The sequence below is a fragment of the Pseudomonas sp. YeP6b genome (assembly GCF_025642995.1).
GTDB lineage: Bacteria > Pseudomonadota > Gammaproteobacteria > Pseudomonadales > Pseudomonadaceae > Aquipseudomonas.
In genome coordinates this window covers 4599726-4620943 of sequence record NZ_CP080090.1, presented here as the reverse complement: position 1 = coordinate 4620943, position 21218 = coordinate 4599726, and the positions used below count along the sequence as shown (strand labels likewise).

Genomic DNA, 21218 nt, shown 5'->3' with positions numbered 1-21218 from the left:
GGTGTAGCGTCGGAGGTTCTAACGGCGCTGAATACACAGGAACGCTCATGACATTGACCGTCAAAACCCTCCTCGAACTGGCCATGGCCAACCCCATCAACGCCGAAATCACAGCGCGCCTGCCCGCCCTCGGCGTTGACCAGTGCATGCTCACGGCGGGCTGCCTGTTCCAGGCGGTGTGGAATCATCAGTCGAACCTTCCCGCCGACCGAGGCGTAAAGGACTACGACGTTTTCTACTTTGATACGGACCTGTCCTACGAGGCTGAGGACAGAGTCATCCGCTCGGCCGAGCAGTTGTTTCAGGATTTGGGCGTCAACGTCGAGGTCAAGAACCAGGCGCGGGTGCACCTTTGGTACGGCGAGCGCTTTGGTCGGCCTTATCCGCAGCTGCACACGGCTAAACAAGGCGTTGATCGCTACTTGGTGGCGGGCACGTGCATCGGGCTGGAGATTGAAACGGGTGAAGTGTATGCGCCGTATGGGTTGGAGGATGTGGCGCAGGGTGTGCTGCGGATTAATCCTCATCACCGCGAGCCGGAGTTGTTTGCGGCCAAGGCCAAGAGTTATCAGGCGCGCTGGCCGTGGCTGAAGATTGTGGCGCCTGATTCTGTGTGAACTTTTACCCACTCCCCAGGCGTCTTATCCTGAAATGAACCCTGACCGCTGACACCAGCCAAGGACAGCTCATGATCTTGCTTATTTTCCTCATCGCCTGCGGCGCTGCCGCCAGCACCGGCATCATTTTCAAACCCGGCCAGTGGTACGAAGCCCTGGTCAAACCCAGCTTCACACCGCCTAACTGGCTGTTCCCGGTGGCCTGGACGGTCATCTATCTGCTGCTCGCCTGGGCCGGTTACCGCTTGACCATGATCCCCGGCAGCCAACTGGCTTTGGGCTTGTGGGCCGCGCAGATTGCGTTGAATACGCTGTGGACGCCGGTGTTTTTCGGCGCGCATCGCATCTTCGCCGCGATGGCGGTGATAGTGCTGCTGTGGCTGGTGGTGGCGGCGCTGGTGGTGATGGCGTTGCGTTTGGACGTGATCACCGGGCTGATCCTGTTCCCCTACCTGGCGTGGCTGAGTGTGGCGGCGGCGTTGAATTTCTCGATTCTTCGCAATAACCGCTGATGGCGCACACCCCCTGGCCTGCCAGCGAGCCGGAGCTGGCCGAGATGCGCGGCTTTAATAAAAAGCTCGCCTGGTTGCCGCGCTTTAAAATCCGCAACCGCATCACGCCGCGTGTGATCCAGGCGCTGCTGCGCGTCAGTCAAACGCTCAAGAAGGCCCCGGCGGCGCAAACCCATCTGGTGGGCTCGGTACCCGTGCGCATCCTGCGGCCGGCGGGTAAACCCAAGGGCGTGGTGCTGGATATCCACGGCGGTGGCTGGGTGATCGGCAATGCGCAGATGGACGATGACCTGAACCTGGGCATGGTGCAGGCGTGCGGCGTGGCGGTGGTGTCGGTGGATTATCGGCTGGCGGTCGATACGCCGGTCGAGGGGTTGATGGAAGACTGCTTGGCCGCCGCTCGCTGGCTGTTGGGCGACTGTCCTGAGTTTGCCGACCTGCCGGTGATCATTGTTGGTGAATCAGCGGGCGGCCATCTGGCGGCGACGACGTTGCTGGCGCTCAAGCAATGGCCGCAGTTGCTCGCGCGGGTGAGCGGGGCGGTGTTGTATTACGGGGTTTATGATTTGACCGGCACGCCGAGCGTACGCGCAGCCGGGCCGGACACGTTATTACTGGATGGCCTGGGGATGGTCGAGGCCTTGCGTATGCTCACGCCGGGGTTGAGTGATGAGCAAAGGCGGCAGCCGCCGTTGTCACCGTTGTATGGCGACTTTACGGGGTTGCCGCCGGCGTTGATGTTTGTCGGCGAGCTGGACCCGCTGAAGGATGACACGCTGTTGCTGGCAGAGCGGTGGGGGGCGGTGGCGCAGGTTGAGGCGCACTTGCTGCCGGAAGCTGCCCATGGGTTTATTCATTTTCCGGTGGCGCTGGCAAATAGTGTGCTGGTCTACAGCAGGGCGTGGATCACTCAACAGATCAATGGCCGCTACACAGGTGGAAAGTCTTCGTAGGATTTTGGCAGGTAGCCCCAAATTCTGAGTACGTCAGCCCGAACTTCAAACTCGAACCCGATGTGTGCAACGGCCTGGGATATTTCTTCCGTGTGGTCAATGAGCGTGTCCGGACGCAGCATTCCCTTGGCGGGTGCAATGCTCCGCAGGCCGATATCGAACCACTCGACGTAAGCAAATGGAAACGGCAGGTGGTAAAACCACTCGGTATCCCAGCCCGAAATATAGCCTGTGACGGATTTGGATCGAAAGGATGGCCGCCACCCCTCAAGCTGGCGAAAGTGGTTAATCAGTTCATTCCACTTGGTGTTGTTAGCCGCGCTTGCCAGGTTTCTTGCCGCGACAGCGGCCTGTATTTGCTTGCGTTTTTTATCATTCTGGCCTGCGTCTGCCATTGGCAGTTCGTGCATATTCAGCCCTTTTGGCCCCTGTGCATCGGGGCGGCTATCTTAGCGCCCAGCCGCCGCAGGGCATTAGTCGTGCTGCCTGGCGTCGAATGAAGTCACCCATCTGGTTTCCATACCAACTAGGCACTTTGGCGGTTCGTTGATCAGTACGGCTGCATCGTCACCCTGATTCAGATAGGTCAGGTAATCACCCGTGTCAAAGGTGATGTTGAACCCAACAAGCGAGGCTGTCTGGTCCCTTGCTACATCGATAACCCCGTGAACCTCGGTGATGACCTTACCCACCAGAGACGGCACGGATAAGCTGGCAAACAGGTTTTCCCTACGCCACGAGCAACTGCTCGCGTCATCAAGCTCAAAGGCCTCAGCTATTTCCAGCGCAGATAGATCCGCCCCGACACTTTCGCCATCGCTTAGCAGGTACATCGTAACGTGCGCAAGGTCGTCGCATCGCCACTCGAGCGAACCTATGTCGTCGACGCTTTTCTCATCGTTGAAGTAATACTGGTCATGCGAAAGCTCGCGAAGCCGTTGGCCGACCAGCAAGCGTGCATGGCTTAGGTCCTGGCCGATTCTCTCGCGAGAGCGGGTATGACGGTTAACCATAGGGGGGCCTTTTCTGCGAATGGCATGGAACGGTACATTAGACTAAACATTGGCTTGCCCGCTGACGGATTTGTGAAGTGGTTGAACTTAAAACCTGATCAATAAGTCAGGATAAGCAGCTGCTTCTCTCCCCTCACAAGGATGCCACCATGCGCGAATACACCCTGAACTACCTGTTCAACGACGAGCCCCGCACCCACGTGTTTGAACTCAAACAGCCTGAACTGCCATTGCATGAGGCGGCGATGCATGTGTTGCAATTGCATTTTGGCGATGCGGAGAATGGACTGATCCTGCCGCCTGCGGATGCGACGCCCGAGGAGATTCTGGAGCAGGCAGAGGTGGTGGGGATCACCCAGATCAAGGTTTTATGAACCAACGGCCCGTCCTCCAGGCAGTCACTGCCGCGGACAGTACTGCGGTGCTGGCCTTCGTGCTGGAGGCCCGCGCCGAGCTTTTCCCCAAGCTCAGCGCCACGGGAATGCCGGACGACCTGGCACGGTTTGAAGCGACCTACCTTCAAGGCGACGGCCAGTTCCTGATCGCTCGCGCCGAGGGCCAGATCGTCGCAGCCATTGGCTACTTGCCCTACGACGGCCGTTTTCCGCAGTTGGATTACCAAGGCCTCAAGACGGTGGAGGTGGTGCGCCTGTTCGTACTTCCAGCGTTTCGCCGTTCTGGTCTGGCAGGCGAGTTATACCGCGCACTGGAGGCCAAGGCGCGGGCGGATGGAGTGGAGGTGGTTTACCTGCATACCCATCCGTTTCTTCCTGGGGCGATTGATTTTTGGCTGCGGCAGGGGTTTGAGAGTGTCGATGTCGAAGCCGATCCGGTGTGGCAGACGACGCATATGCAGCGGTATCTATAGCGCCGAAGACCTGATGTGGGAGCTGGCTTGCCGGCGGTGGCGGTGTGTCAGCTAAGGATATGGCACTGATCCACCGCTATCGCCGGCAAGCCAGCTCCCACAGTTCAATTGTGTTGTTTTGAGGTCCGCTGTTAGCTCATCAGTTCGAGCGCAGCCGCAAGATCTGCGCCCCATCAAACGGGTCTGTCAGGTAATGCGCCTGCACGCCAAACGTGTCTTGCAAACGCTGCGGCGTCAGCACTTCCAACGGCTTGCCCAGTGCCACCAACCGCCCGCGATCCAGCACCGCCAGCCGATCACACGTGAGCGCCTGGTTCAGGTCATGCAGCGCAATCAGGGTGGTCACCGGCAGCGCCTGCACGCCTTTCAAGATCGCCAGTTGATGCTGGATATCCAAGTGATTGGTCGGCTCATCCAGCAGCAGAATCTGCGGGCGTTGCGCCAGGGCGCGGGCGATGTGCACGCGTTGGCGTTCGCCGCCGGAGAGGCTGCGCCAGGCGCGGTGGCTCAGGTGGGTGGCGTCCACGTCATGCAGGGCCTGGTTGACGATGGCGTCGTCTGCGCCGGCCCACGGGCTCAGCGCCGACAGCCAGGGCGTGCGGCCCAACGCCACGGCGTCGAACACGCGGATGGCGTCGTCGGTGTCGGCCTGTTGTTCCACCACCGCCAGCTGTCGTGCAATGGCGCGCCGGGACAGGTCGCCCAGGCGTTGGCCGCCCAGGCGCACTTCGCCGCTGCCAGGCGTGCGTAACCCGGCCAGCAGTTTGAGCAGGGTGGATTTGCCGGAGCCGTTTGGGCCGACGATGCCGAGGGTTTCGCCTAAGGCCACGTCCAGGTGAACATCACGCAGTAACTCGGCGTCGCGCACCTTAAAACCCAGGCCCGTGCAACTGAGTACCGTCATCGCGCATTCCTCCGGCCGATCAGGATCAACGCAAACACCGGCGCGCCGACCAATGCCGTGACCACGCCGACCGGAATCACCTGGCCCTTGATCAAGGTGCGCGACAGCACATCGGCGGCAATCAAAAACAACGCGCCGCCCAAGGCGCTGGCCGGCAGCAACCGCGAATGCCCGGTGCCGACCAGCAGGCGCACCGCGTGGGGGATCACCAGCCCGACAAAGCCGATAGAGCCGACCAGCGACACCATCACCGCCGTCACCAGCGCCGCGCAGCCCACCAGTACAAACTGCACGCGGCGCACTGGAATGCCCAGCGACGCTGCCGAGTCGGTGCCGAAAGTGAACGCATCCAGCGCGCGGCGGTGCCACAGGCATACCGCCAAGCCTGCGACCGCCACCGGCACCGCCAGCCACACCGACGGCCAGCGCACGCCGCTGAGGTTGCCCAGCAGCCAGAACAGAATGCCGCGCGCCTGTTCGGAGCTGGCCGACTTGGTGATCAGGAACGCGGTGAGGGCATTGAACAGCTGCGAGCCGGCGATGCCCGCGAGGATGATCTGGCCGGTGCCGCTGGAAGAACCGCTGGCGCGCGCCAGCAAAATCACCAGTGCGAACGCCGCCATCGCCCCGACAAAGGCACCTGCCGAGAGTGAAATCAGCCCGCCGCCCACGCCGATCAGTGCCACCAAGACCGCGCCGGTCGAGGCGCCGGCGCTGATGCCCAGCAAGTAAGGGTCGGCCAGTGGGTTACGCAGCAACGATTGCAAGATCACCCCGCAGGTGGCCAACCCCGCACCGCACGCGGCGGCGACCAGGGTGCGGGTCAGGCGGTAGTTCCACACCACGCCTTCGTCGATCGGGTCCAGCACGTAGCCGGCGGCCAGCAGTTTATTGGCGAGTACTTGCAACACCACCTGCGGCTCGATAGCGGTTTCGCCGATGGCCACGCCGGCGAGTACGGCGAGCAACAGCAGTGTCAGGGCGAGTAGGGAGCGGATCATTTGTGCAGGTCGTAGCCGTCGATGGCGCCGGCCAGTTGTTCCAGGCCGTCGAACATGCGAATGCTGGCTTGCAGCGCCAGGGCGTCAATAATGATGATGCGGTTGTTTTTCACCGCGTCCATGTTGCGCGTGACGGCGTCGCTGCGCAGGAAGGCGAGTTTCTTTTCATGGTCGTCGGCCGGGTAGCGGCGGCGGTCCATGCGGGCGATCACCAGGAAGGTCGGGTTGGCCTTGGCGAGGGTTTCCCAGCCGACGGCGGGCCACTCTTCATCGGACTGTACGACGTTGCGCAGACCGAGGGTTTGCAGCATGAATTCGGGAATGCCCTTGTGACCAGCCACGTACGGGTCGCTGGCCATTTCGGCGCTGGAGAACCATACCAGCGCGCTGGCCTGCTTGAGGCCTTTGCCTTGGGCTGTGGCGACGGACTTGGCCAGGCGCGCCTTGAGTGCGTCGTTCAACTGCTGGCCGCGCGCTTGTACGTCGAAGATCTCGGCCAGTTGGCTGATGCTCTTATAGACAGTGTCGATGCGAAACGGCTCCAGCCGCGTGCCGTCGGCGCCGACGAGGTTGTCCTTGCCTTCGCAGTCGGAGGGCAGCAGGTAAGTGGGGATTTTCAATTCGTGGAATTGCTCGCGGGTGCCGACCACGCCCTGCGGGCCGACCACCCATTCCAGCTCTGCGGCCACCAGTTGCGGGCGCTTGGCGATCACCGCTTCGAAGCTCGGCTCGTTGTCGGCCAGGCGCTCGATGTTGTCGTTCTGAGCCTTGAATTGCGGCAATACGCTGTTGAACCACAGTGAAGTGCCAACCACGGTGTCGGCGACGCCCAAGGCATAGAGCATCTCGGTGGCGGCCTGGCCGATGGTCACGCTGCGCGCGGGCGCTTGCTGAAAGGTGAGGGTGCTGCCGCAGTTCTGCACCGTCAGCGGGTAAGCAGTCGGTGTGGCGTGGGCCAGGCCACAGAAGGCGAGGCCGGTGATCAGGGCGGTAACGCGTGGCAGCATGGGGCAATCTCCGGGAGAACCGTACGTGACAACAGGGGAGGTACGGCTCGGAAATACACCCACGGACGCTGCAGGTTTTGCAGGGCACGGATGGCCTTCCCGGACACCCCGCCGGTCAGTGATGTAGCTGGGCCGGCAGGTCTCCTGACTGATGCGTCGTCGCCTCGCTCCGGCCTTCCCGGGCAATGCCCAGTGGCGATGTGGAGCAGGCTCAGCACCTACAGTTGCGGGGGCAGTTTCGATTGGCGCGATGGGCTGCGCTTCGAATTCCCTATTAGTCCCGTTTGGGAACCGGCGCGGTATGGTAGTCGATCATGGCAACGAGGGGGAGCCTGATCCGCGCAATTGGCCTGTTGCAGCCACTGGGGTCTCTATCCCTTGGCATAGGGTGTACCATCAGTCTCTGTTCATCAGATATTAGTCAGACATGCCCACGCATAGCGAAGAGAGCCGCCGGATCGTAGCTTCTCTGGCGCACCGTGTTGGTCCGCACGCTGACACTGCAAGCATCGCCACGGCGATTGTTTCCATTTTGCAGGATATGGGCGCAGCACTGGCGCCCATTATCGGCCAGCAAGGCGTCGCCGCGCTGTACCGCCGCAGCTTCCATCTGTGCGTCTCGACCCGTCCACGCCTGGCCGGCACCTATGACAGCGTGCCGGCCGCGATGGACCTGATTGCCCTCAAATCCGTACTCGTCGAGCAGAACGAAACCGATGCGCTGTTTTTCGGTGAGGTGTTGCTGACAACCCTCTACGAGCTTCTGACCACGCTGATCGGGCCTTCACTCACCGCACGTCTGCTGGTTGACGTGTGGAAGCCTTCTTCGAGCGACACCTCTTCGCAGGAAATTTCGCCATGAGCACCAAAGTGACTATCAACCGTCTGGCCACGGGTGTGCCAGGACTGGACGAGGTCCTGGGCGGAGGCCTGCCGGAGTTTTCGTTCAACTTGATCGCAGGCCCTCCTGGGTGTGGCAAAACCACCCTGGCGCACCAGATGATGTTTGCCCTGGCCACACCAGAGCGCCCAGCGCTGTTCTTTACCGTCCTCGGGGAACCGCCGCTGAAGATGCTGCGTTATCAGCAGCAATTCGATTTTTTCGACAGCGAAGCGATCAACCAGTCGATTCGCTACATCAATCTGGCCGACGACACCTTGGCCGGCGACCTGGACGAAGTGTTGCGGCGCATTGTCAGCGAGGTCGAGGCGCATTCGCCGTCGCTGGTGTTTGTTGACTCGTTTCGCTCCGTGGTGCTGGCCAGCCAGACCCAGCACAACCCGAACAACAACCTGCCGCAGTTCATCCAGCAACTGGGCATGTTGATGACCACGTGGCAGGCGACGACCTTCCTGATCGGCGAATACTTCACCGAAACCGACACCAACCCGATTTTCACCGTGGCCGACGGCCTGATCTGGCTGCGCCAGAGCGTCGAGCGCAACTCGATGGTGCGCAAGATGGAAATTATGAAGATGCGTGGCCAACCGACCTTGCCGGGGCTGCACACCTTCCGTATTGCCACTTCGGGCGTCAAGGTGTTCCCGCCGGCTGCTATCAATCGCGCAGTTGACGCGCCATCGACGTTCCCGATCACCCGCCTGAAAATGGGCGTGCCGGCACTCGATGAGATGCTCGGTGGCGGCCTGCCTCGCGGGTATTCGCTGTTGGTGGCCGGGCCATCAGGCTCGGGCAAGAGCATCCTGGCGGCGACCTTCCTGGCCGAAGGCGCGCGCAACGGCGAAACCGGGGTGATTGCGGTGTTTGAGCAACGGCCCAACCATTCGCAAAACCCTAAATTGGCCGAGTTGATCAAGCGCGACAAGATTGGTTTGGTGGACAGCCGCTCGCCGGACCTGTCCATCGACGAAATCGTGCAATTGCTGCTCGGCGAAATCAGCCGTTTGAACGCCACCCGCGTCGTCATCGACTCGCTGTCGGGCTTTGAACTGGCGCTGGCGCCGACCTTTCGCGCGGACTTTCGCGAGTCGCTGTCACGCATGGTGACTGCGCTGACCGCTGTGGGGGTCAGTGTATTGATGACCTCGGAGCTGGAAGACCGCTACACCGACCTGCGTTTCAGCCCTTACGGCACCGCGTTCCTGACCGACGCGATCATTGTGCAGCGCTATATCGAAGTCGAGAGCCGTTTACTGCGCATCATGGCGGTGGTCAAGGTGCGCGCCAGTGCCCATTCCGATCAACTGCGCCAGTACCACATCGACGATAACGGCCTGCAGATCCGCGACATGCTGCCCGAGCAGGAAGGGTTGCTGGGCGGGCGGCCGACCAAGAAAATTTCGACGGGAGCCAAACATGTGTGAGCCCGACTCATGAGTGACGGCGGCCGTAAGAATGACAGTGAGCTGAAGAATGCTGCTCACGAACTGTTCCTGCTTGGGCAAAAAACCGTGGAGGCGCGCGCCGTACTCGCCGCCCTGCAACAGCAATTGACTGACGCCAGCAGCCGTCTGGTGGATACCCAGCACGTCGAGCAGGTGATCGAGGCCAATCAGCAATTGGTGCTGGCGATTCTTCTCGCGCAGTCAGACGCGGTCAATCTGCCGCGTGTGGAGGAGCAGCGCCTTTACCAGGAGCTTCGCGAGGCGAATGCGCAATTGGTGATCGCGGCACTCAGCGCCCAAGACCTGCAGGCGACCGCCGAGCGTGCGCTGGGCCAGCAGAAAAGCATCCTGGCGATGGTCGCGCATGAGCTGCGTAACCCGTTAACACCGATCAGCATGATCGCCGAGCGCATGGTCCGGCTGCCGAGCGACCAGCTGCCGCGCATGCGTGAGCTGATCGAAGGCCAGGTGCAGCATATTTCACAACTGGTGGACGATTTGCTGGACGTGTCCCGCGTCAGCACGGGCAAGCTGCACATCGAACGCAGGGAGGTCGACATGCTGCAGATTCTGAGAAGCGCCATTGATGCGTGCGGCCCGGTGATGCGCGCGAAAAATCAGCGGTTCGATGCCCACCTGCCTGACGGCAGCTTGATGCTCATGGGTGACGCGGGGCGCCTTGCGCAAATTCTGCATAACCTGCTGGCGAATGCAGCCAAATACACGGCGGTGGGCGGTACCATTGTGATGTCTGTCAGCGTGGCGGATGAGTTGAGGATCAGCATTGCTGACAACGGCATTGGTGTGTCGGCCAAGGCGCTACCGTTTATCTTTGATCCTTACGTGCAGGATGAGCACGCCATCGGCTTTAACTGCTCTGGCTTGGGGATTGGCTTGACGGTGGTTCGCGAGCTGGTGGAGGCGCATGGCGGCAAGGTCACCGCCATCAGCGAGGGCAAGGGCTGTGGCAGTGAGTTTGTGGTGACGTTGCCGTTGTTGAATGCCTGATTAGCGCCGTCCTTTTGGCGAGCGGGCTTGCCACAACAATCCGCTCGCCACAGAAGGATTTGACTTACTTGCGATCCAACCAAACCGTCTGTGCATTGCAGAATTCCCGCACGCCAAAGTGCGACAACTCCCGCCCGAACCCACTCTTTTTCACACCGCCAAACGCCACCCGAGGGTCGGACACGCTGAAGGCGTTGACGAAGATCCCGCCGGTTTCCAGCTGGTCGGCGATATCCCGTGCCTTGGCCGAGTCGGTGGTGAAGATGCTGGCGGTCAGGCCGAACTCGCTGTCGTTGGCCAGGGCCACGGCGTGGTCGGCATCGCGGGCGGTGATGATCGAGGCCACGGGGCCGAACAGTTCCTGTTTGAACGAGGTCATTTGGTCGGTGACGTTGGCCAGCACGGTCGGCTCATAGTAGTTGCCGGCGCCGGGGACTTTGTTGCCGCCCAGCAACAGGGTCGCGCCTTCTTCCAAGGTGGCCTGGACCTGGCCATGCAGCTCGTCGCGCAGGTCGAAGCGGGCCATTGGGCCGACGTAGGTGCTGGTCGCAGTCGGGTCGCCCATCACCAGCGCGCGGCTGGCTTCGAGGAATTTGGCGGTGAAGGCGTCCACCACGCCTTCTTCGATGATCAGGCGCTTGGCGGCGGCGCAGACTTGGCCGCTGTTCTGGAAGCGCCCGATCACAGCGGCCTGCACGGCGGCGTCGAGGTCGGCGTCATTGAGCACGATGAACGGGTCGGAGCCGCCCAGTTCCAGCACGCATTTCTTCAGCGCCGCGCCAGCCTGTGAGCCGATGGCGATGCCGGCGCGTACGCTGCCGGTGAGGGTGACGGCGGCGATGCGTGGGTCGGCGATGGCCTGGGAGACGCCGTTGTTCGTCACGTTGACCACTTCAAAAATGCCTTCGGCGAAACCGGCTTTCTGGAACGCTTGCTGGATCAGGTAGGCGCTGCCCATCACGTTGGGTGCATGTTTGAGCACGTAGGTATTGCCGGCCAGCAAGGTCGGCACGGCACCGCGCAGCACTTGCCACACCGGGAAGTTCCACGGCATTACGGCGAAGATCGGGCCCAGCGGGCGGTATTCGATCTGCGCGCTGCCGTTGTCCACCAACGTCGGTTCTGGCGCCAGCATGGCCGGGCCTTGGGCGGCATACCACTCGGCGAGTTGCGCGCATTTTTCGATTTCGGCACGCGCCTGGGCGATGGGTTTGCCCATTTCCAGGGTGATCATCTGCGCCATGTCCTCGGCTTGATCACGCAGGGCAGCGGCCAAGGCCAGCAGCCATTCGGCGCGTTGGCTCACCGGCTGGCGGCGCCAGGTGCGGAAGGCAGCGGTGGCGCGGTTGAGCGCGGCGTCCAGTTGCGCCTCGGTTTCATAGGGGTAGCTGGCGACTGTTTCGCCGTTGGCGGGGTTGATCGACAAGGCGTGGGTCTGGTGAGTGATAGCGTTCATGGCACCGTCCGGCTGAATGAGTGGAATGGATTGAGCCTACGGGGATGTATGTTTTCTGGAAACTGAATAATATTGAGGGGTTCGTTCTCAAATTGAGAATGATATTTGGGTTGGGACGCAGCGCTCCGGGCGCTATTCCCACGCAGAGCGTGCGAACGATCACCTTCACGATGGGAGAATGACTTGGACTTGGTGCAGCTGGAAATCTTCAAGGCCGTTGCCGAGCAAGGCAGCATCAGCGCGGCCGCGCAGTTGATTCATCGCGTGCCGTCGAACCTGACCACGCGCATCAAGCAGCTGGAGCAGGACCTGGGCGTAGAGCTGTTTATCCGCGAGAAGAGCCGCCTGCGCTTGTCACCGGCCGGGTGGAATTTCCTCGGCTATACGCGGCGTATTCTTGATTTGGTGCAAGAAGCCCGCGCCACGGTGGCGGGGGAGGAGCCCCAGGGCGCTTTTGCCCTGGGGTCGCTGGAGAGCACGGCGGCGGTGCGTATCCCCGCGTTGCTCGCGGCGTACAACCAGAAGCACACCAAGGTCGAGCTGGACCTGAGCACCGGGCCGTCGGGCACGATGATCGAGGGCGTGTTGTCCGGGCGCCTGGCGGCGGCGTTTGTCGATGGGCCGGTGCTGCATGCGACGCTGGAGGGCGTGGCAGTGTTTGAGGAAGAGATGGTGGTGATCGCACCGCTGCACCACGCGCCGATCACGCGCGGGCAGGATGTGGCGGGGGAGAGCATCTACACCTTTCGCTCGAACTGCTCGTATCGGCATCACTTCGAACGCTGGTTCTCACAGGACGGCGCGGTGCCGGGCAAGATCTTCGAGATGGAGTCCTACCACGGCATGCTCGCCTGCGTCAGCGCCGGGGCCGGCCTGGCGCTGATGCCGCGCAGCATGCTGGAGAGCATGCCGGGGTTTACCGCGGTGAGTGTGTGGCCGTTGAGCGACGCGTTCCGCATCCTGAATACCTGGCTGATCTGGCGCCGGGGCACGGTGTCGCAGAGTTTGAACAGTTTTGTGAAGTTGTTGGAGGAGAGCGTTCTGCAGGCGAAGTAGATCCCGTGTGGGAGCTGGCTTGCCTGCGATAACGGTGTATCAGTGATAGCGGTATCAGCAGGCCTGACGCTATCGCAGGCAAGCCAGCTCCCACCGTTGATCTTTGTTAACCGCCGAACTGGAAGGTGCCCATCGCCAATTTGGCCATGATCGCCGTCGCACCCAACTGCACCAGCCACAAGGCCAGTCCACCGAGGAACACGCCGAGGGCCACTTGCAGCACCAGGCTTTTCTCGCGCTTGGCTTGCGGGGCGCGCGGGGTGTAGTCATGCAGTTCGTCGCGGTCAGCGCGCAGGTCCAGGTCGTCGTTTCTCATAGGGCTCTCACAGCAAAGGGGCAGTCGGGGTTCAGTCTAGGGCTGGTTGCGGCAAGCAGCGAGGTTTTCTTCCTGTGGCGAGCGGGCTTGTCGAATCGACAAGCCCGCTCGCCACAAAAAAGGGGAAGCCACTAAATGGCTTCCCCTTCATCACAACCATTACAGGCTTACAGCACCTGAACAATCGCCTTTGTCACGGCACCAATGTTCGCCTGGTTCAGCGCCGCCACGCAGATGCGGCCGGTGTCGAGTGCGTAGATACCAAACTCAGTGCGCAGGCGGGTGACTTGCTCAACGGTCAGGCCGGAGTAGGAGAACATCCCGCGCTGGCGGCCGACGAAGCTGAAGTCGTGGCCCGGGGCTGCCTTGGCCAGTTCCGCCACCATCTGCTCACGCATGCCACGGATGCGCAGGCGCATTTCGGCCAGTTCCGCTTCCCACTGGGCGCGCAGCTCAGGGTTGTTCAGCACGGCAGCCACGATTGCTGCGCCGTGGGTCGGCGGGTTGGAGTAGTTGGTGCGGATCACACGCTTGACCTGGGACAGGATGCGCGCGCTTTCTTCCTTGGATTCGCTGACGATCGACAGCGCGCCCACGCGTTCGCCGTACAGCGAGAACGACTTGGAGAACGAGCTGGACACAAAGAAGGTCAGGCCCGACTCGGCGAACAGGCGTACTGCGGCGGCGTCTTCGTGGATGCCGTCGCCAAAGCCCTGGTAGGCCATGTCGAGGAATGGCACCAGGTTTTTCGCCTTGACCACGTCCAGCACTTGTTGCCAGTCGGCTGGGCTCAGGTCGACGCCGGTCGGGTTATGGCAGCAGGCGTGCAGTACCACGATGGACTGTGGCGGCAGGGCGTTGAGGTCTTCGAGCAGGCCGGCACGGTTTACGTCGTGGGTGGCGGCGTCGTAGTAGCGGTAGGTCTGCACCGGGAAGCCGGCTTTTTCGAACAGTGCCTGGTGGTTTTCCCAGCTTGGGTCGCTGATGGCAACCACGGCATTGGGCAGCAGTTGCTTGAGGAAGTCAGCGCCGATTTTCAGCGCGCCGGTGCCGCCGACCGCTTGTGCGGTGATGACACGGCCGGCGCTCAGCAGCGGCGAGTCAGCGCCAAACAGCAGCTTTTGCACGGCCTGGTCGTAGGCGACGATCCCGTCGATCGGCAAGTAGCCACGGGCGGCGTGTTGCGCCACGCGAATGGCTTCCGCTTCGGCAACGGCACGCAAGAGTGGAATCTTCCCCTCTTCGTTGCAGTAAACGCCCACGCCAAGGTTGACCTTGGTGGTTCGTGTATCGGCGTTGAATGCTTCGTTGAGGCCCAGGATTGGATCGCGTGGTGCCATTTCGACAGCGGAGAACAGGCTCATTTTTGCGGCAGCTCTATGGGGGAATGGAGGGACGTGTCGCGCTCCAGCCGAATGCACTAGAGCGGTGCACAAACGGGGAGCTAGTATAGAGGCCATCCAGGCTGAGGGCGACAGCCGAAACGGCTTTTCGGCCAAGTTTTTCGGTTTATTTGCCGACCATTAGTCTTATTGCAACATGGGGCCACGACGGCAGGTAGGACGATTACCTTGAAACCCGTGACATTCGGCACCACTTCTACAGCTATCATGGTTTTTTCCTGCAACCTGCGATGACTATTCGCGGGTTGCTGAGCTTTTTCGTCCCTGGCGGTTTCGAGTCTGGGGTGACTTCACGAGGTACGTTATGTCGGATTTCCAGCTCGTCACCCGCTTTGAACCCGCCGGCGATCAACCCGAAGCTATTCGCCTGATGGTTGAGGGCATCGAGGCCGGCCTGGCGCACCAGACGCTGCTCGGGGTGACCGGTTCAGGCAAGACCTTCAGCATCGCCAACGTGATTGCGCAGATCAATCGTCCGACCTTGGTGCTGGCGCCGAACAAAACCCTGGCCGCGCAGCTGTACGGCGAGTTCAAGGCGTTCTTCCCGAACAACGCGGTGGAGTACTTCGTTTCCTACTACGACTACTACCAGCCCGAAGCCTACGTGCCGTCGTCCGATACCTTCATCGAGAAGGATGCGTCGATCAACGACCATATCGAGCAGATGCGGCTGTCAGCGACCAAGGCGCTGCTGGAGCGTAAGGACGCGATCATCGTCACCACGGTGTCGTGCATCTACGGTCTGGGTAGCCCCGAAGCCTATTTGAAGATGGTGTTACACGTTGATCGCGGCGATAAACTCGACCAGCGCGAGCTGTTGCGTCGCCTGACGAGCTTGCAGTACACCCGCAATGACATGGACTTCGCACGCGCCACCTTCCGTGTGCGCGGCGACGTGATCGACATCTACCCGGCCGAATCCGACCTGGAAGCGATCCGCATCGAGCTGTTTGACGATGAAGTCGAGAGCCTGTCGGCCTTCGACCCGTTGACCGGTGAGGTGATCCGCAAGCTGCCGCGCTTCACCTTCTACCCGAAAAGCCACTACGTGACCCCGCGCGAAACCCTGATGGGCGCCATTGAAGGCATCAAGGGCGAGTTGGTTGAGCGCCTAGAGTATTTGCGCGCCAACAACAAGCTGGTGGAAGCCCAGCGCCTGGAGCAGCGCACGCGTTTCGACCTGGAGATGATCCTGGAGCTGGGCTACTGCAACGGCATCGAAAACTACTCGCGCTACCTTTCGGGCCGCGAATCCGGGCAGGCGCCGCCCACTCTGTTTGATTACCTGCCGGACGACGCTTTGTTGGTGATCGACGAATCCCACGTCAGCGTGCCGCAGGTCGGTGCGATGTACAAAGGTGACCGCTCGCGTAAAGAAACCTTGGTGGAGTACGGCTTCCGCCTGCCGTCGGCGCTGGATAACCGGCCGATGCGTTTTGACGAGTTTGAAAGCATCAGCCCGCAGACGATTTTTGTCTCCGCCACGCCGGGTAACTACGAAGCCGAACACGCGGGGCGCGTGATTGAGCAACTGGTGCGCCCGACCGGCCTGGTGGACCCGCAAATCGAAATCCGCCCGGCACTGACCCAGGTCGATGACTTGCTTTCGGAAATCACCAAGCGCGTGGCTTTGGAGGAGCGGGTGCTGGTCACCACGCTGACCAAACGCATGTCCGAAGACTTGACTGACTACCTGGCCGACCACGGCGTGCGCGTGCGCTATTTGCACTCGGACATTGACACCGTGGAGCGTGTGGAAATTATCCGTGACCTGCGCCTGGGCACCTTTGATGTGCTGGTGGGGATCAACCTGCTGCGCGAAGGCCTGGACATGCCGGAAGTGTCGCTGGTGGCGATCCTGGATGCCGACAAGGAAGGCTTCCTGCGTTCCGAGCGCTCGCTGATCCAGACCATCGGCCGTGCGGCACGTAACCTCAATGGTCGCGCGATTCTGTACGCGGACCGCATCACCGGCTCCATGGAGCGGGCGATTGGCGAGACCGAGCGCCGCCGTGACAAGCAGATTGCCTACAACCTGGAGAACGGCATCATCCCCAAAGGTGTCTTCAAGGATGTCGCCGACATCATGGAAGGCGCCACCGTGCCCGGCTCGCGCAGCAAGAAGCGCAAGGGCATGGCCAAGGCGGCCGAAGAAAGCGCCAAGTACGAGAACGAATTGCGCTCGCCAAGTGAGATCACCAAGCGCATCCGGCAGTTGGAAGAGAAGATGTACCAGTTGGCGCGCGATCTTGAGTTTGAAGCGGCGGCGCAGACGCGCGATGAGATCGGCAAGCTGCGGGAGCGGTTGTTGGCTGTTTGATATGTAGAGGCTGTGATGGCTTCTTCGCGAGCAAGCCCGCTCCCACATTCGACCGCATTCTCATGTTGGAAATCGGTCAACTGTGGGAGCGGGCTTGCTCGCGAATGGCAGCGCCGCGGTCTACCAGATTCACCCAGGCTGGAGCCCAAGCACCCCAGGCTGTTACCATTCGCCCCTTGTTTCAATTTTCAGCTTTATCGCCCACTCGAGACCTGCCATGACCACCGTCCGCACGCGCATTGCGCCATCGCCTACTGGGGATCCCCACGTCGGCACTGCCTACATCGCCTTGTTCAACTACTGCTTCGCCAAGCAGCACGGCGGTGAATTCATCCTGCGGATCGAAGACACCGATCAAGTGCGTTCGACCCGTGAGTCGGAACAGCAGATTTTCGATGCGTTGCGCTGGTTGGGCATTACCTGGGCAGAAGGCCCGGACGTTGGTGGCCCGCACGGCCCGTATCGCCAGAGCGAGCGCAGCGACATCTACAAGCAATACACCCAGCAATTGGTCGACATGGGCCATGCCTTCCCGTGCTTCTGCACCGCGGAAGAACTGGACCAGATGCGCGCCGAGCAACAGGCGCGTGGCGAAACCCCGCGCTACGACGGCCGCGCGCTGCTGCTGTCCAAAGAAGAAGTGGCCCAGCGCCTGGCCGCCGGCGAGCCCCACGTTATCCGCATGAAAGTGCCGAGTGAAGGCGTGTGCGTGGTGCCGGACATGCTGCGCGGTGACGTCGAGATCCCGTGGGACCGCATGGACATGCAGGTGCTGATGAAGACCGATGGCCTGCCGACGTACTTCCTGGCCAACGTGGTCGACGACCACCTGATGGGCATCACCCACGTGCTGCGCGGCGAAGAATGGCTGCCGTCGGCGCCGAAACTGATCCTGCTTTATGAGTACTTTGGCTGGGAACAGCCGCAGTTGTGCTACATGCCGCTGCTGCGTAACCCGGACAAGAGCAAGTTGTCCAAGCGCAAGAACCCGACCTCGGTAACCTTCTACGAGCGCATGGGCTTTATGCCCGAAGCGATGCTCAACTACTTGGGCCGCATGGGCTGGTCGATGCCGGACGAGCGCGAGAAGTTCTCGCTGCAGGAAATGGTCGATAACTTTGACCTGTCCCGCGTCTCCCTGGGCGGGCCGATCTTCGACATCGAGAAGCTGTCGTGGCTCAACGGCCAATGGCTGCGTGACCTGCCGGTGGAAGAATTCGCCAGCCGCGTGCAGCAGTGGGCGTTGAACCCCGAGTACATGATGAAGATTGCACCGTTGGTGCAGGGCAGGGTGGAGACGTTCAGCCAGGTCGCACCGTTGGCGAGCTTCTTCTTTGCCGGTGGCGTGAACCCGGACGCCAAGCTGTTTGAATCCAAGAAGCTCTCGGGCGATCAGGTTCGCCAGTTGATGCAGTTGATCCTGTGGAAGCTCGAAAGCCTGCGTCAGTGGGAGAAGGATGCGATCACCGCGACGATTCAGGCGGTGGTCGAGTCCCTGGAACTGAAATTGCGCGATGCCATGCCGCTGATGTTTGCTGCGATCACCGGGCAGGCCAGTTCGGTGTCGGTACTCGATGCGATGGAAATTCTCGGCCCAGACCTGACGCGTTTCCGTCTGCGCCAAGCCCTTGATTTGCTTGGTGGTGTGTCGAAGAAAGAAAACAAAGAGTGGGAAAAGCTGCTGGGTGCTATCGCCTAAGCAACCTGCGGTAACGATAAAACCCCGGTTTTCCGGGGTTTTAACGGTAAGTGATTGTTATCCCGGCAAAAAATTTTGGAAATTGTTGAAAATAAATTTGACAGCCTTTCAAACCGCCATTAAGATTCGCCCCGTCCTCACCGATGAGGGGCTATAGCTCAGCTGGGAGAGCGCTTGCATGGCATGCAAGAGGTCAACGGTTCGATCCCGTTTAGCTCCACCAATTTACAGGTTCAAGGTCTGGCCACACCGTCCTTGAATTGATCAGGTCTCGGCTCTGATCGGTTGTACAGAAGGTTTTGTCCCCTTCGTCTAGTGGCCTAGGACACCGCCCTTTCACGGCGGTAACAGGGGTTCGAGTCCCCTAGGGGACGCCAGTTTCAACAAGCAGCTCGAAAGGTCTGCTGCGTCGCGAGACGAAAAATCTGGGGCTATAGCTCAGCTGGGAGAGCGCTTGCATGGCATGCAAGAGGTCAACGGTTCGATCCCGTTTAGCTCCACCAATTTTACAGGTTCAAGGTTCTGGCCACACCGTCCTTGGATCGACCAGTCTCAGCCTGGTCAGTGTATAGAAGGTTTGTGTCCCCTTCGTCTAGTGGCCTAGGACACCGCCCTTTCACGGCGGTAACAGGGGTTCGAGTCCCCTAGGGGACGCCACGATTACCCGCTCTGCGGGATTTTTAAGGGTCATTCAATTATTGAATGGCCCTTTTGTTTGTCTGGCGTTTGGCCAATCCTCTCCTCAATTCCAATTTTCTGTCCTGACCAGTGGTCATGCCTGTCGCTTGCTAAATATTATTATGGTAATAATATTCAACCCATGAGAGACGGAGGCAACCATGAGCGATAAAAAAGCGCAAACCCGCGAACGCATTTTGCGGGCCGCCAGCGCGGCGTTGATCCAGCGCGGCCCGGCCGAGCCGAGTGTCGGCGAAGTCATGGGCGCGGCAGGGCTTACGGTCGGTGGTTTCTACGCGCACTTTGAAAGCAAGGACGCGTTGATGCTGGAGGCCTTCACCCAATTATTGGCTCGGCGGCGCGCGTCCGTCGACGACATGGACGCGCAACTGACCGGTGAGGAGCGCAGAGGCCTGGTGGCGGCGTTTTACCTGTCGCGCAAGCACCGTGACTCTACGGATCAAGCCTGCCCGATACCGGCCACTGTGGGCGAGATGAGCCGCCTGCCGGATGAGTTTCGCCAGGCACTCAACGAGCATACGGAGTTGATGGCTGCCCAGTTGGCTGCCAGCCCCGAAGACACCGACAAGGCCCTGGCCGACATGGCGTTGATGATCGGTGGCCTGGCCTTGGCCCGCGCCCTTGGGCCGTGTGAGTTGTCCGACCGTGTATTGCGTGCTGCCAAGTCGGCGGTGCGCTGAAAAAGGAGGCGCATGATGGGCGCATTAACCTGGATCCGTGGCTTTAATGGCACCGTCGGCCGCTTGGCGCCGCGCATGGTGGCCAGCAAGTTGCGCCGTACCTTCATGACGCCTCGTAACCTGCCGCTGCGTGAGTGGGAGCTGTCGTCGCTGGCGCAATCGGAGCGCATCACCCTGCGCTTTGGGTTGTCGGCGTTGCGTTGGGGCCAAGGCCCTGCGGTGCTGCTGATGCACGGCTGGGAAGGGCGTCCCACGCAGTTCGCCAGCCTGATTACAGCGTTGGTGGATAACGGTTATTCAGTGATTGCCTTGGATGGCCCGGCTCATGGTCGTTCGCCGGGGCGTGAAGCACATGTGCTGCTGTTCGCACGCGCTATGCTCGAAGCCGCCGCTGAACTGCCGCCGTTGCGCGCGGTGGTGGGGCATTCCATGGGCGGCGCCAGTGCGATGCTGGCGGTGCAACTGGGGCTGCGTACCGAGGCCTTGGTGAGTATTGCCGCGCCGTCGCGCGTCCTCGATGTGCTGCGCGGTTTTGCCGGCATGGTCGGTTTGCCGCCACGGGCGCGCTCGGCGTTCATCCAAGAGGTCGAGTTGACCCTTGGTATCCCGCTTAAGCACTTGGATGTGGCGCACTACCAGATGAATATCCCCGGCCTGATCGTGCACGCCGAAGACGACACCTTCGTTCCGGTCAAAGCCTCGCAAGCCATCCATGACGCTTGGTTCGACAGCCGCCTGCTGCGCTTGGAGCAGGGTGGCCACCAACGAGTCCTGGCTGACCCTCGGGTGATCGATGCCGTGTTGGCGCTGCTGGCGGGCCGCCGTTTACAGGAGCGGCAGACCGCCTGATACACTTCCCGTCGACATTAAGCGACGGGAGCAAGGCATGGGCTGGGATTTGGCAACGCCGTTTATCATCGACCTGCAGGTCGGCGCTGAAGACATCGACGGCCTGGGGCACGCCAATAACGCGGTGTACGTGTCCTGGTTGGAGCGTTGCGCCTGGCGCCATTCTCAGCGCCTGGGGTTGGACCTTACCGAGTACCGCCGCCTCGACCGCGCCATGGCCGTCGTTCGCCATGAGATCGACTACCTGGCGGCGGGTTACGAGGGCGATGAGTTGCAACTGGCCACCTGGATCGTCGACTGGGATCGGCGCTTGAAAATGACGCGTCGCTTCCAGTTGGTACGCCCTCGCGACGGCGCGACATTGCTGCGCGCGCAAACTACTTTTGTCTGCATCGAGCTGTCCACGGGTAAGCCCAAGCGTATGCCGGCCGAATTTCTCGACGGCTATGGCCCTGCGCTGACGGGGGGTTAACGTTTACTGTGGGAAACCCAGTAAACTGCGCCACGATTT

Annotated in this window: 22 protein-coding genes, 4 tRNA genes and 1 riboswitch; of the genes, 18 read left to right on the top strand and 8 right to left on the bottom strand. The window is 61.2% G+C overall.

All coding sequences use genetic code 11. The features are described from left to right. Positions 1 to 47 precede the first annotated feature (47 nt). From KZH41_RS20765 to KZH41_RS20755, 3 genes are all read left to right on the top strand, one after another. Positions 48 to 617 (top strand): nucleotidyltransferase family protein, encoded by a 570-nt coding sequence (locus KZH41_RS20765; RefSeq protein WP_242151294.1) that lies wholly within the window; start codon positions 48 to 50, stop codon positions 615 to 617. Between the two features lie 71 nt (positions 618 to 688). Further along, positions 689 to 1129, top strand: a complete 441-nt coding sequence (gene tspO / locus KZH41_RS20760; RefSeq protein ID WP_263273609.1) for a tryptophan-rich sensory protein TspO — start codon at positions 689 to 691, stop codon at positions 1127 to 1129. Then, positions 1129 to 2082 (top strand): alpha/beta hydrolase, encoded by a 954-nt coding sequence (locus KZH41_RS20755; protein WP_263273608.1) that lies wholly within the window; start codon positions 1129 to 1131, stop codon positions 2080 to 2082. Before tspO ends, KZH41_RS20755 begins: the two co-directional genes overlap by 1 nt. Here KZH41_RS20755 and KZH41_RS20750 read toward each other — a convergent pair. After that, on the bottom strand, positions 2058 to 2492 hold the full coding sequence (locus KZH41_RS20750) for a DUF6678 family protein (RefSeq protein WP_176462976.1): 435 nt from the start codon (positions 2490 to 2492) through the stop codon (positions 2058 to 2060). The two genes, KZH41_RS20755 and KZH41_RS20750, sit on opposite strands and share 25 nt — an antisense overlap. A 63-nt stretch (positions 2493 to 2555) precedes the next feature. Beyond that, positions 2556 to 3095 carry a hypothetical protein gene (locus KZH41_RS20745; RefSeq protein WP_263273607.1) on the bottom strand — a complete coding sequence of 180 codons (540 nt, stop codon included), beginning with the start codon at positions 3093 to 3095 and terminating at the stop codon, positions 2556 to 2558. 149 nt (positions 3096 to 3244) lie between these two features. Between KZH41_RS20745 and KZH41_RS20740 the strand changes: the two genes are divergently transcribed. Further along, complete coding sequence (locus KZH41_RS20740; protein ID WP_094952138.1) at positions 3245 to 3469, top strand: hypothetical protein; 225 nt, start codon at positions 3245 to 3247, stop codon at positions 3467 to 3469. Then, positions 3466 to 3963 carry a GNAT family N-acetyltransferase gene (locus KZH41_RS20735; protein ID WP_263273606.1) on the top strand — a complete coding sequence of 166 codons (498 nt, stop codon included), beginning with the start codon at positions 3466 to 3468 and terminating at the stop codon, positions 3961 to 3963. The genes KZH41_RS20740 and KZH41_RS20735 overlap by 4 nt, the downstream gene beginning before the upstream one ends. Before the next feature lie 139 nt (positions 3964 to 4102). On the opposite strand, the gene KZH41_RS20730 is transcribed toward KZH41_RS20735, so the two are convergent. From KZH41_RS20730 to KZH41_RS20720, 3 genes are read right to left on the bottom strand one after another with little or no spacing between them, the layout of a single operon-like run. After that, the gene (locus KZH41_RS20730) at positions 4103 to 4867 is read right to left on the bottom strand and encodes an ABC transporter ATP-binding protein (protein WP_242151285.1); all 765 of its coding nucleotides are present in this window, start codon (positions 4865 to 4867) and stop codon (positions 4103 to 4105) included. Further along, complete coding sequence (locus tag KZH41_RS20725) at positions 4864 to 5868, bottom strand: FecCD family ABC transporter permease (RefSeq protein ID WP_094952141.1); 1005 nt, start codon at positions 5866 to 5868, stop codon at positions 4864 to 4866. Before KZH41_RS20725 ends, KZH41_RS20730 begins: the two co-directional genes overlap by 4 nt. Beyond that, positions 5865 to 6875 carry an ABC transporter substrate-binding protein gene (locus KZH41_RS20720; protein WP_263273605.1) on the bottom strand — a complete coding sequence of 337 codons (1011 nt, stop codon included), beginning with the start codon at positions 6873 to 6875 and terminating at the stop codon, positions 5865 to 5867. The genes KZH41_RS20725 and KZH41_RS20720 overlap by 4 nt, the downstream gene beginning before the upstream one ends. A gap of 116 nt (positions 6876 to 6991) precedes the next feature. Further along, positions 6992 to 7186, bottom strand: a riboswitch (cobalamin riboswitch). 116 nt (positions 7187 to 7302) lie between these two features. On the opposite strand from KZH41_RS20720, the gene KZH41_RS20715 reads away from it, so the two are divergent. The 3 genes from KZH41_RS20715 to KZH41_RS20705 are packed head-to-tail and all read left to right on the top strand — an operon-like array spanning position 7303 to position 10229. Beyond that, entirely contained in the window at positions 7303 to 7737 is a 435-nt protein-coding gene (locus KZH41_RS20715; protein WP_263273604.1) for a hypothetical protein, read from the top strand. Beyond that, positions 7734 to 9200: an ATPase domain-containing protein gene (locus tag KZH41_RS20710; protein WP_094952143.1), complete on the top strand. Its 1467-nt coding sequence runs from the start codon at positions 7734 to 7736 to the stop codon at positions 9198 to 9200. The genes KZH41_RS20715 and KZH41_RS20710 overlap by 4 nt, the downstream gene beginning before the upstream one ends. Positions 9201 to 9209: 9 nt before the next feature. Continuing rightward, positions 9210 to 10229, top strand: a complete 1020-nt coding sequence (locus tag KZH41_RS20705) for a sensor histidine kinase (RefSeq protein WP_263273603.1) — start codon at positions 9210 to 9212, stop codon at positions 10227 to 10229. 64 nt (positions 10230 to 10293) lie between these two features. Here KZH41_RS20705 and KZH41_RS20700 read toward each other — a convergent pair whose 3' ends face one another. After that, positions 10294 to 11685, bottom strand: coding sequence for an aldehyde dehydrogenase family protein (locus KZH41_RS20700; RefSeq protein ID WP_263273602.1), 1392 nt, complete (start codon positions 11683 to 11685; stop codon positions 10294 to 10296). Between the two features lie 183 nt (positions 11686 to 11868). On the opposite strand from KZH41_RS20700, the gene ptrR reads away from it, so the two are divergent. Next, complete coding sequence (ptrR, locus tag KZH41_RS20695; protein ID WP_242151274.1) at positions 11869 to 12741, top strand: putrescine utilization regulator PtrR; 873 nt, start codon at positions 11869 to 11871, stop codon at positions 12739 to 12741. Positions 12742 to 12847: 106 nt separating this feature from the next. On the opposite strand, the gene KZH41_RS20690 is transcribed toward ptrR, so the two are convergent. After that, positions 12848 to 13057 (bottom strand): hypothetical protein, encoded by a 210-nt coding sequence (locus KZH41_RS20690; protein ID WP_094952147.1) that lies wholly within the window; start codon positions 13055 to 13057, stop codon positions 12848 to 12850. A gap of 167 nt (positions 13058 to 13224) precedes the next feature. Further along, a complete protein-coding gene (locus tag KZH41_RS20685; RefSeq protein WP_083357714.1) occupies positions 13225 to 14421 on the bottom strand; it encodes an amino acid aminotransferase in 1197 nt (398 codons plus the stop codon). 343 nt (positions 14422 to 14764) lie between these two features. Here KZH41_RS20685 and uvrB point away from each other — a divergent pair, with 343 nt between their 5' ends. From uvrB to KZH41_RS20640, 9 genes are all read left to right on the top strand, one after another. After that, complete coding sequence (gene uvrB / locus KZH41_RS20680; protein WP_083357715.1) at positions 14765 to 16780, top strand: excinuclease ABC subunit UvrB; 2016 nt, start codon at positions 14765 to 14767, stop codon at positions 16778 to 16780. A 217-nt stretch (positions 16781 to 16997) separates the two neighbouring features. After that, complete coding sequence (gene gltX / locus KZH41_RS20675; protein WP_017737872.1) at positions 16998 to 18479, top strand: glutamate--tRNA ligase; 1482 nt, start codon at positions 16998 to 17000, stop codon at positions 18477 to 18479. A gap of 147 nt (positions 18480 to 18626) precedes the next feature. Further along, positions 18627 to 18702 (top strand) — tRNA-Ala (locus KZH41_RS20670). 78 nt (positions 18703 to 18780) lie between these two features. Further along, positions 18781 to 18856 (top strand) — tRNA-Glu (locus KZH41_RS20665). 50 nt (positions 18857 to 18906) lie between these two features. Then, a tRNA-Ala gene (locus KZH41_RS20660) sits at positions 18907 to 18982 on the top strand. Positions 18983 to 19060: 78 nt separating this feature from the next. After that, positions 19061 to 19136, top strand: a tRNA-Glu gene (locus KZH41_RS20655). Positions 19137 to 19318: 182 nt separating this feature from the next. Continuing rightward, positions 19319 to 19858, top strand: a complete 540-nt coding sequence (locus tag KZH41_RS20650) for a TetR/AcrR family transcriptional regulator (protein WP_094953198.1) — start codon at positions 19319 to 19321, stop codon at positions 19856 to 19858. Between the two features lie 15 nt (positions 19859 to 19873). After that, positions 19874 to 20707, top strand: a complete 834-nt coding sequence (locus KZH41_RS20645; RefSeq protein WP_094953200.1) for an alpha/beta hydrolase — start codon at positions 19874 to 19876, stop codon at positions 20705 to 20707. Between the two features lie 37 nt (positions 20708 to 20744). Continuing rightward, on the top strand, positions 20745 to 21179 hold the full coding sequence (locus KZH41_RS20640; protein WP_242151270.1) for an acyl-CoA thioesterase: 435 nt from the start codon (positions 20745 to 20747) through the stop codon (positions 21177 to 21179). Positions 21180 to 21218 lie beyond the last annotated feature (39 nt).

Coding starts and splice junctions, on each gene's coding strand:
- KZH41_RS20705 (WP_263273603.1), top strand. CDS start 9,210: ATGAGTGACGGCGGCCGTAAGAATGACAGTGAGCTGAAGAATGCTGCT.
- KZH41_RS20720 (WP_263273605.1), bottom strand. CDS start 6,875: ATGCTGCCACGCGTTACCGCCCTGATCACCGGCCTCGCCTTCTGTGGC.
- KZH41_RS20645 (WP_094953200.1), top strand. CDS start 19,874: ATGGGCGCATTAACCTGGATCCGTGGCTTTAATGGCACCGTCGGCCGC.
- KZH41_RS20750 (WP_176462976.1), bottom strand. CDS start 2,492: ATGCACGAACTGCCAATGGCAGACGCAGGCCAGAATGATAAAAAACGC.
- tspO (WP_263273609.1), top strand. CDS start 689: ATGATCTTGCTTATTTTCCTCATCGCCTGCGGCGCTGCCGCCAGCACC.
- KZH41_RS20745 (WP_263273607.1), bottom strand. CDS start 3,095: ATGGTTAACCGTCATACCCGCTCTCGCGAGAGAATCGGCCAGGACCTA.
- gltX (WP_017737872.1), top strand. CDS start 16,998: ATGACCACCGTCCGCACGCGCATTGCGCCATCGCCTACTGGGGATCCC.
- KZH41_RS20740 (WP_094952138.1), top strand. CDS start 3,245: ATGCGCGAATACACCCTGAACTACCTGTTCAACGACGAGCCCCGCACC.
- KZH41_RS20755 (WP_263273608.1), top strand. CDS start 1,129: ATGGCGCACACCCCCTGGCCTGCCAGCGAGCCGGAGCTGGCCGAGATG.
- KZH41_RS20640 (WP_242151270.1), top strand. CDS start 20,745: ATGGGCTGGGATTTGGCAACGCCGTTTATCATCGACCTGCAGGTCGGC.
- KZH41_RS20685 (WP_083357714.1), bottom strand. CDS start 14,421: ATGAGCCTGTTCTCCGCTGTCGAAATGGCACCACGCGATCCAATCCTG.
- KZH41_RS20765 (WP_242151294.1), top strand. CDS start 48: ATGACATTGACCGTCAAAACCCTCCTCGAACTGGCCATGGCCAACCCC.
- KZH41_RS20735 (WP_263273606.1), top strand. CDS start 3,466: ATGAACCAACGGCCCGTCCTCCAGGCAGTCACTGCCGCGGACAGTACT.
- KZH41_RS20710 (WP_094952143.1), top strand. CDS start 7,734: ATGAGCACCAAAGTGACTATCAACCGTCTGGCCACGGGTGTGCCAGGA.
- KZH41_RS20715 (WP_263273604.1), top strand. CDS start 7,303: ATGCCCACGCATAGCGAAGAGAGCCGCCGGATCGTAGCTTCTCTGGCG.
- KZH41_RS20650 (WP_094953198.1), top strand. CDS start 19,319: ATGAGCGATAAAAAAGCGCAAACCCGCGAACGCATTTTGCGGGCCGCC.
- KZH41_RS20690 (WP_094952147.1), bottom strand. CDS start 13,057: ATGAGAAACGACGACCTGGACCTGCGCGCTGACCGCGACGAACTGCAT.
- KZH41_RS20730 (WP_242151285.1), bottom strand. CDS start 4,867: ATGACGGTACTCAGTTGCACGGGCCTGGGTTTTAAGGTGCGCGACGCC.
- uvrB (WP_083357715.1), top strand. CDS start 14,765: ATGTCGGATTTCCAGCTCGTCACCCGCTTTGAACCCGCCGGCGATCAA.
- KZH41_RS20700 (WP_263273602.1), bottom strand. CDS start 11,685: ATGAACGCTATCACTCACCAGACCCACGCCTTGTCGATCAACCCCGCC.
- KZH41_RS20725 (WP_094952141.1), bottom strand. CDS start 5,868: ATGATCCGCTCCCTACTCGCCCTGACACTGCTGTTGCTCGCCGTACTC.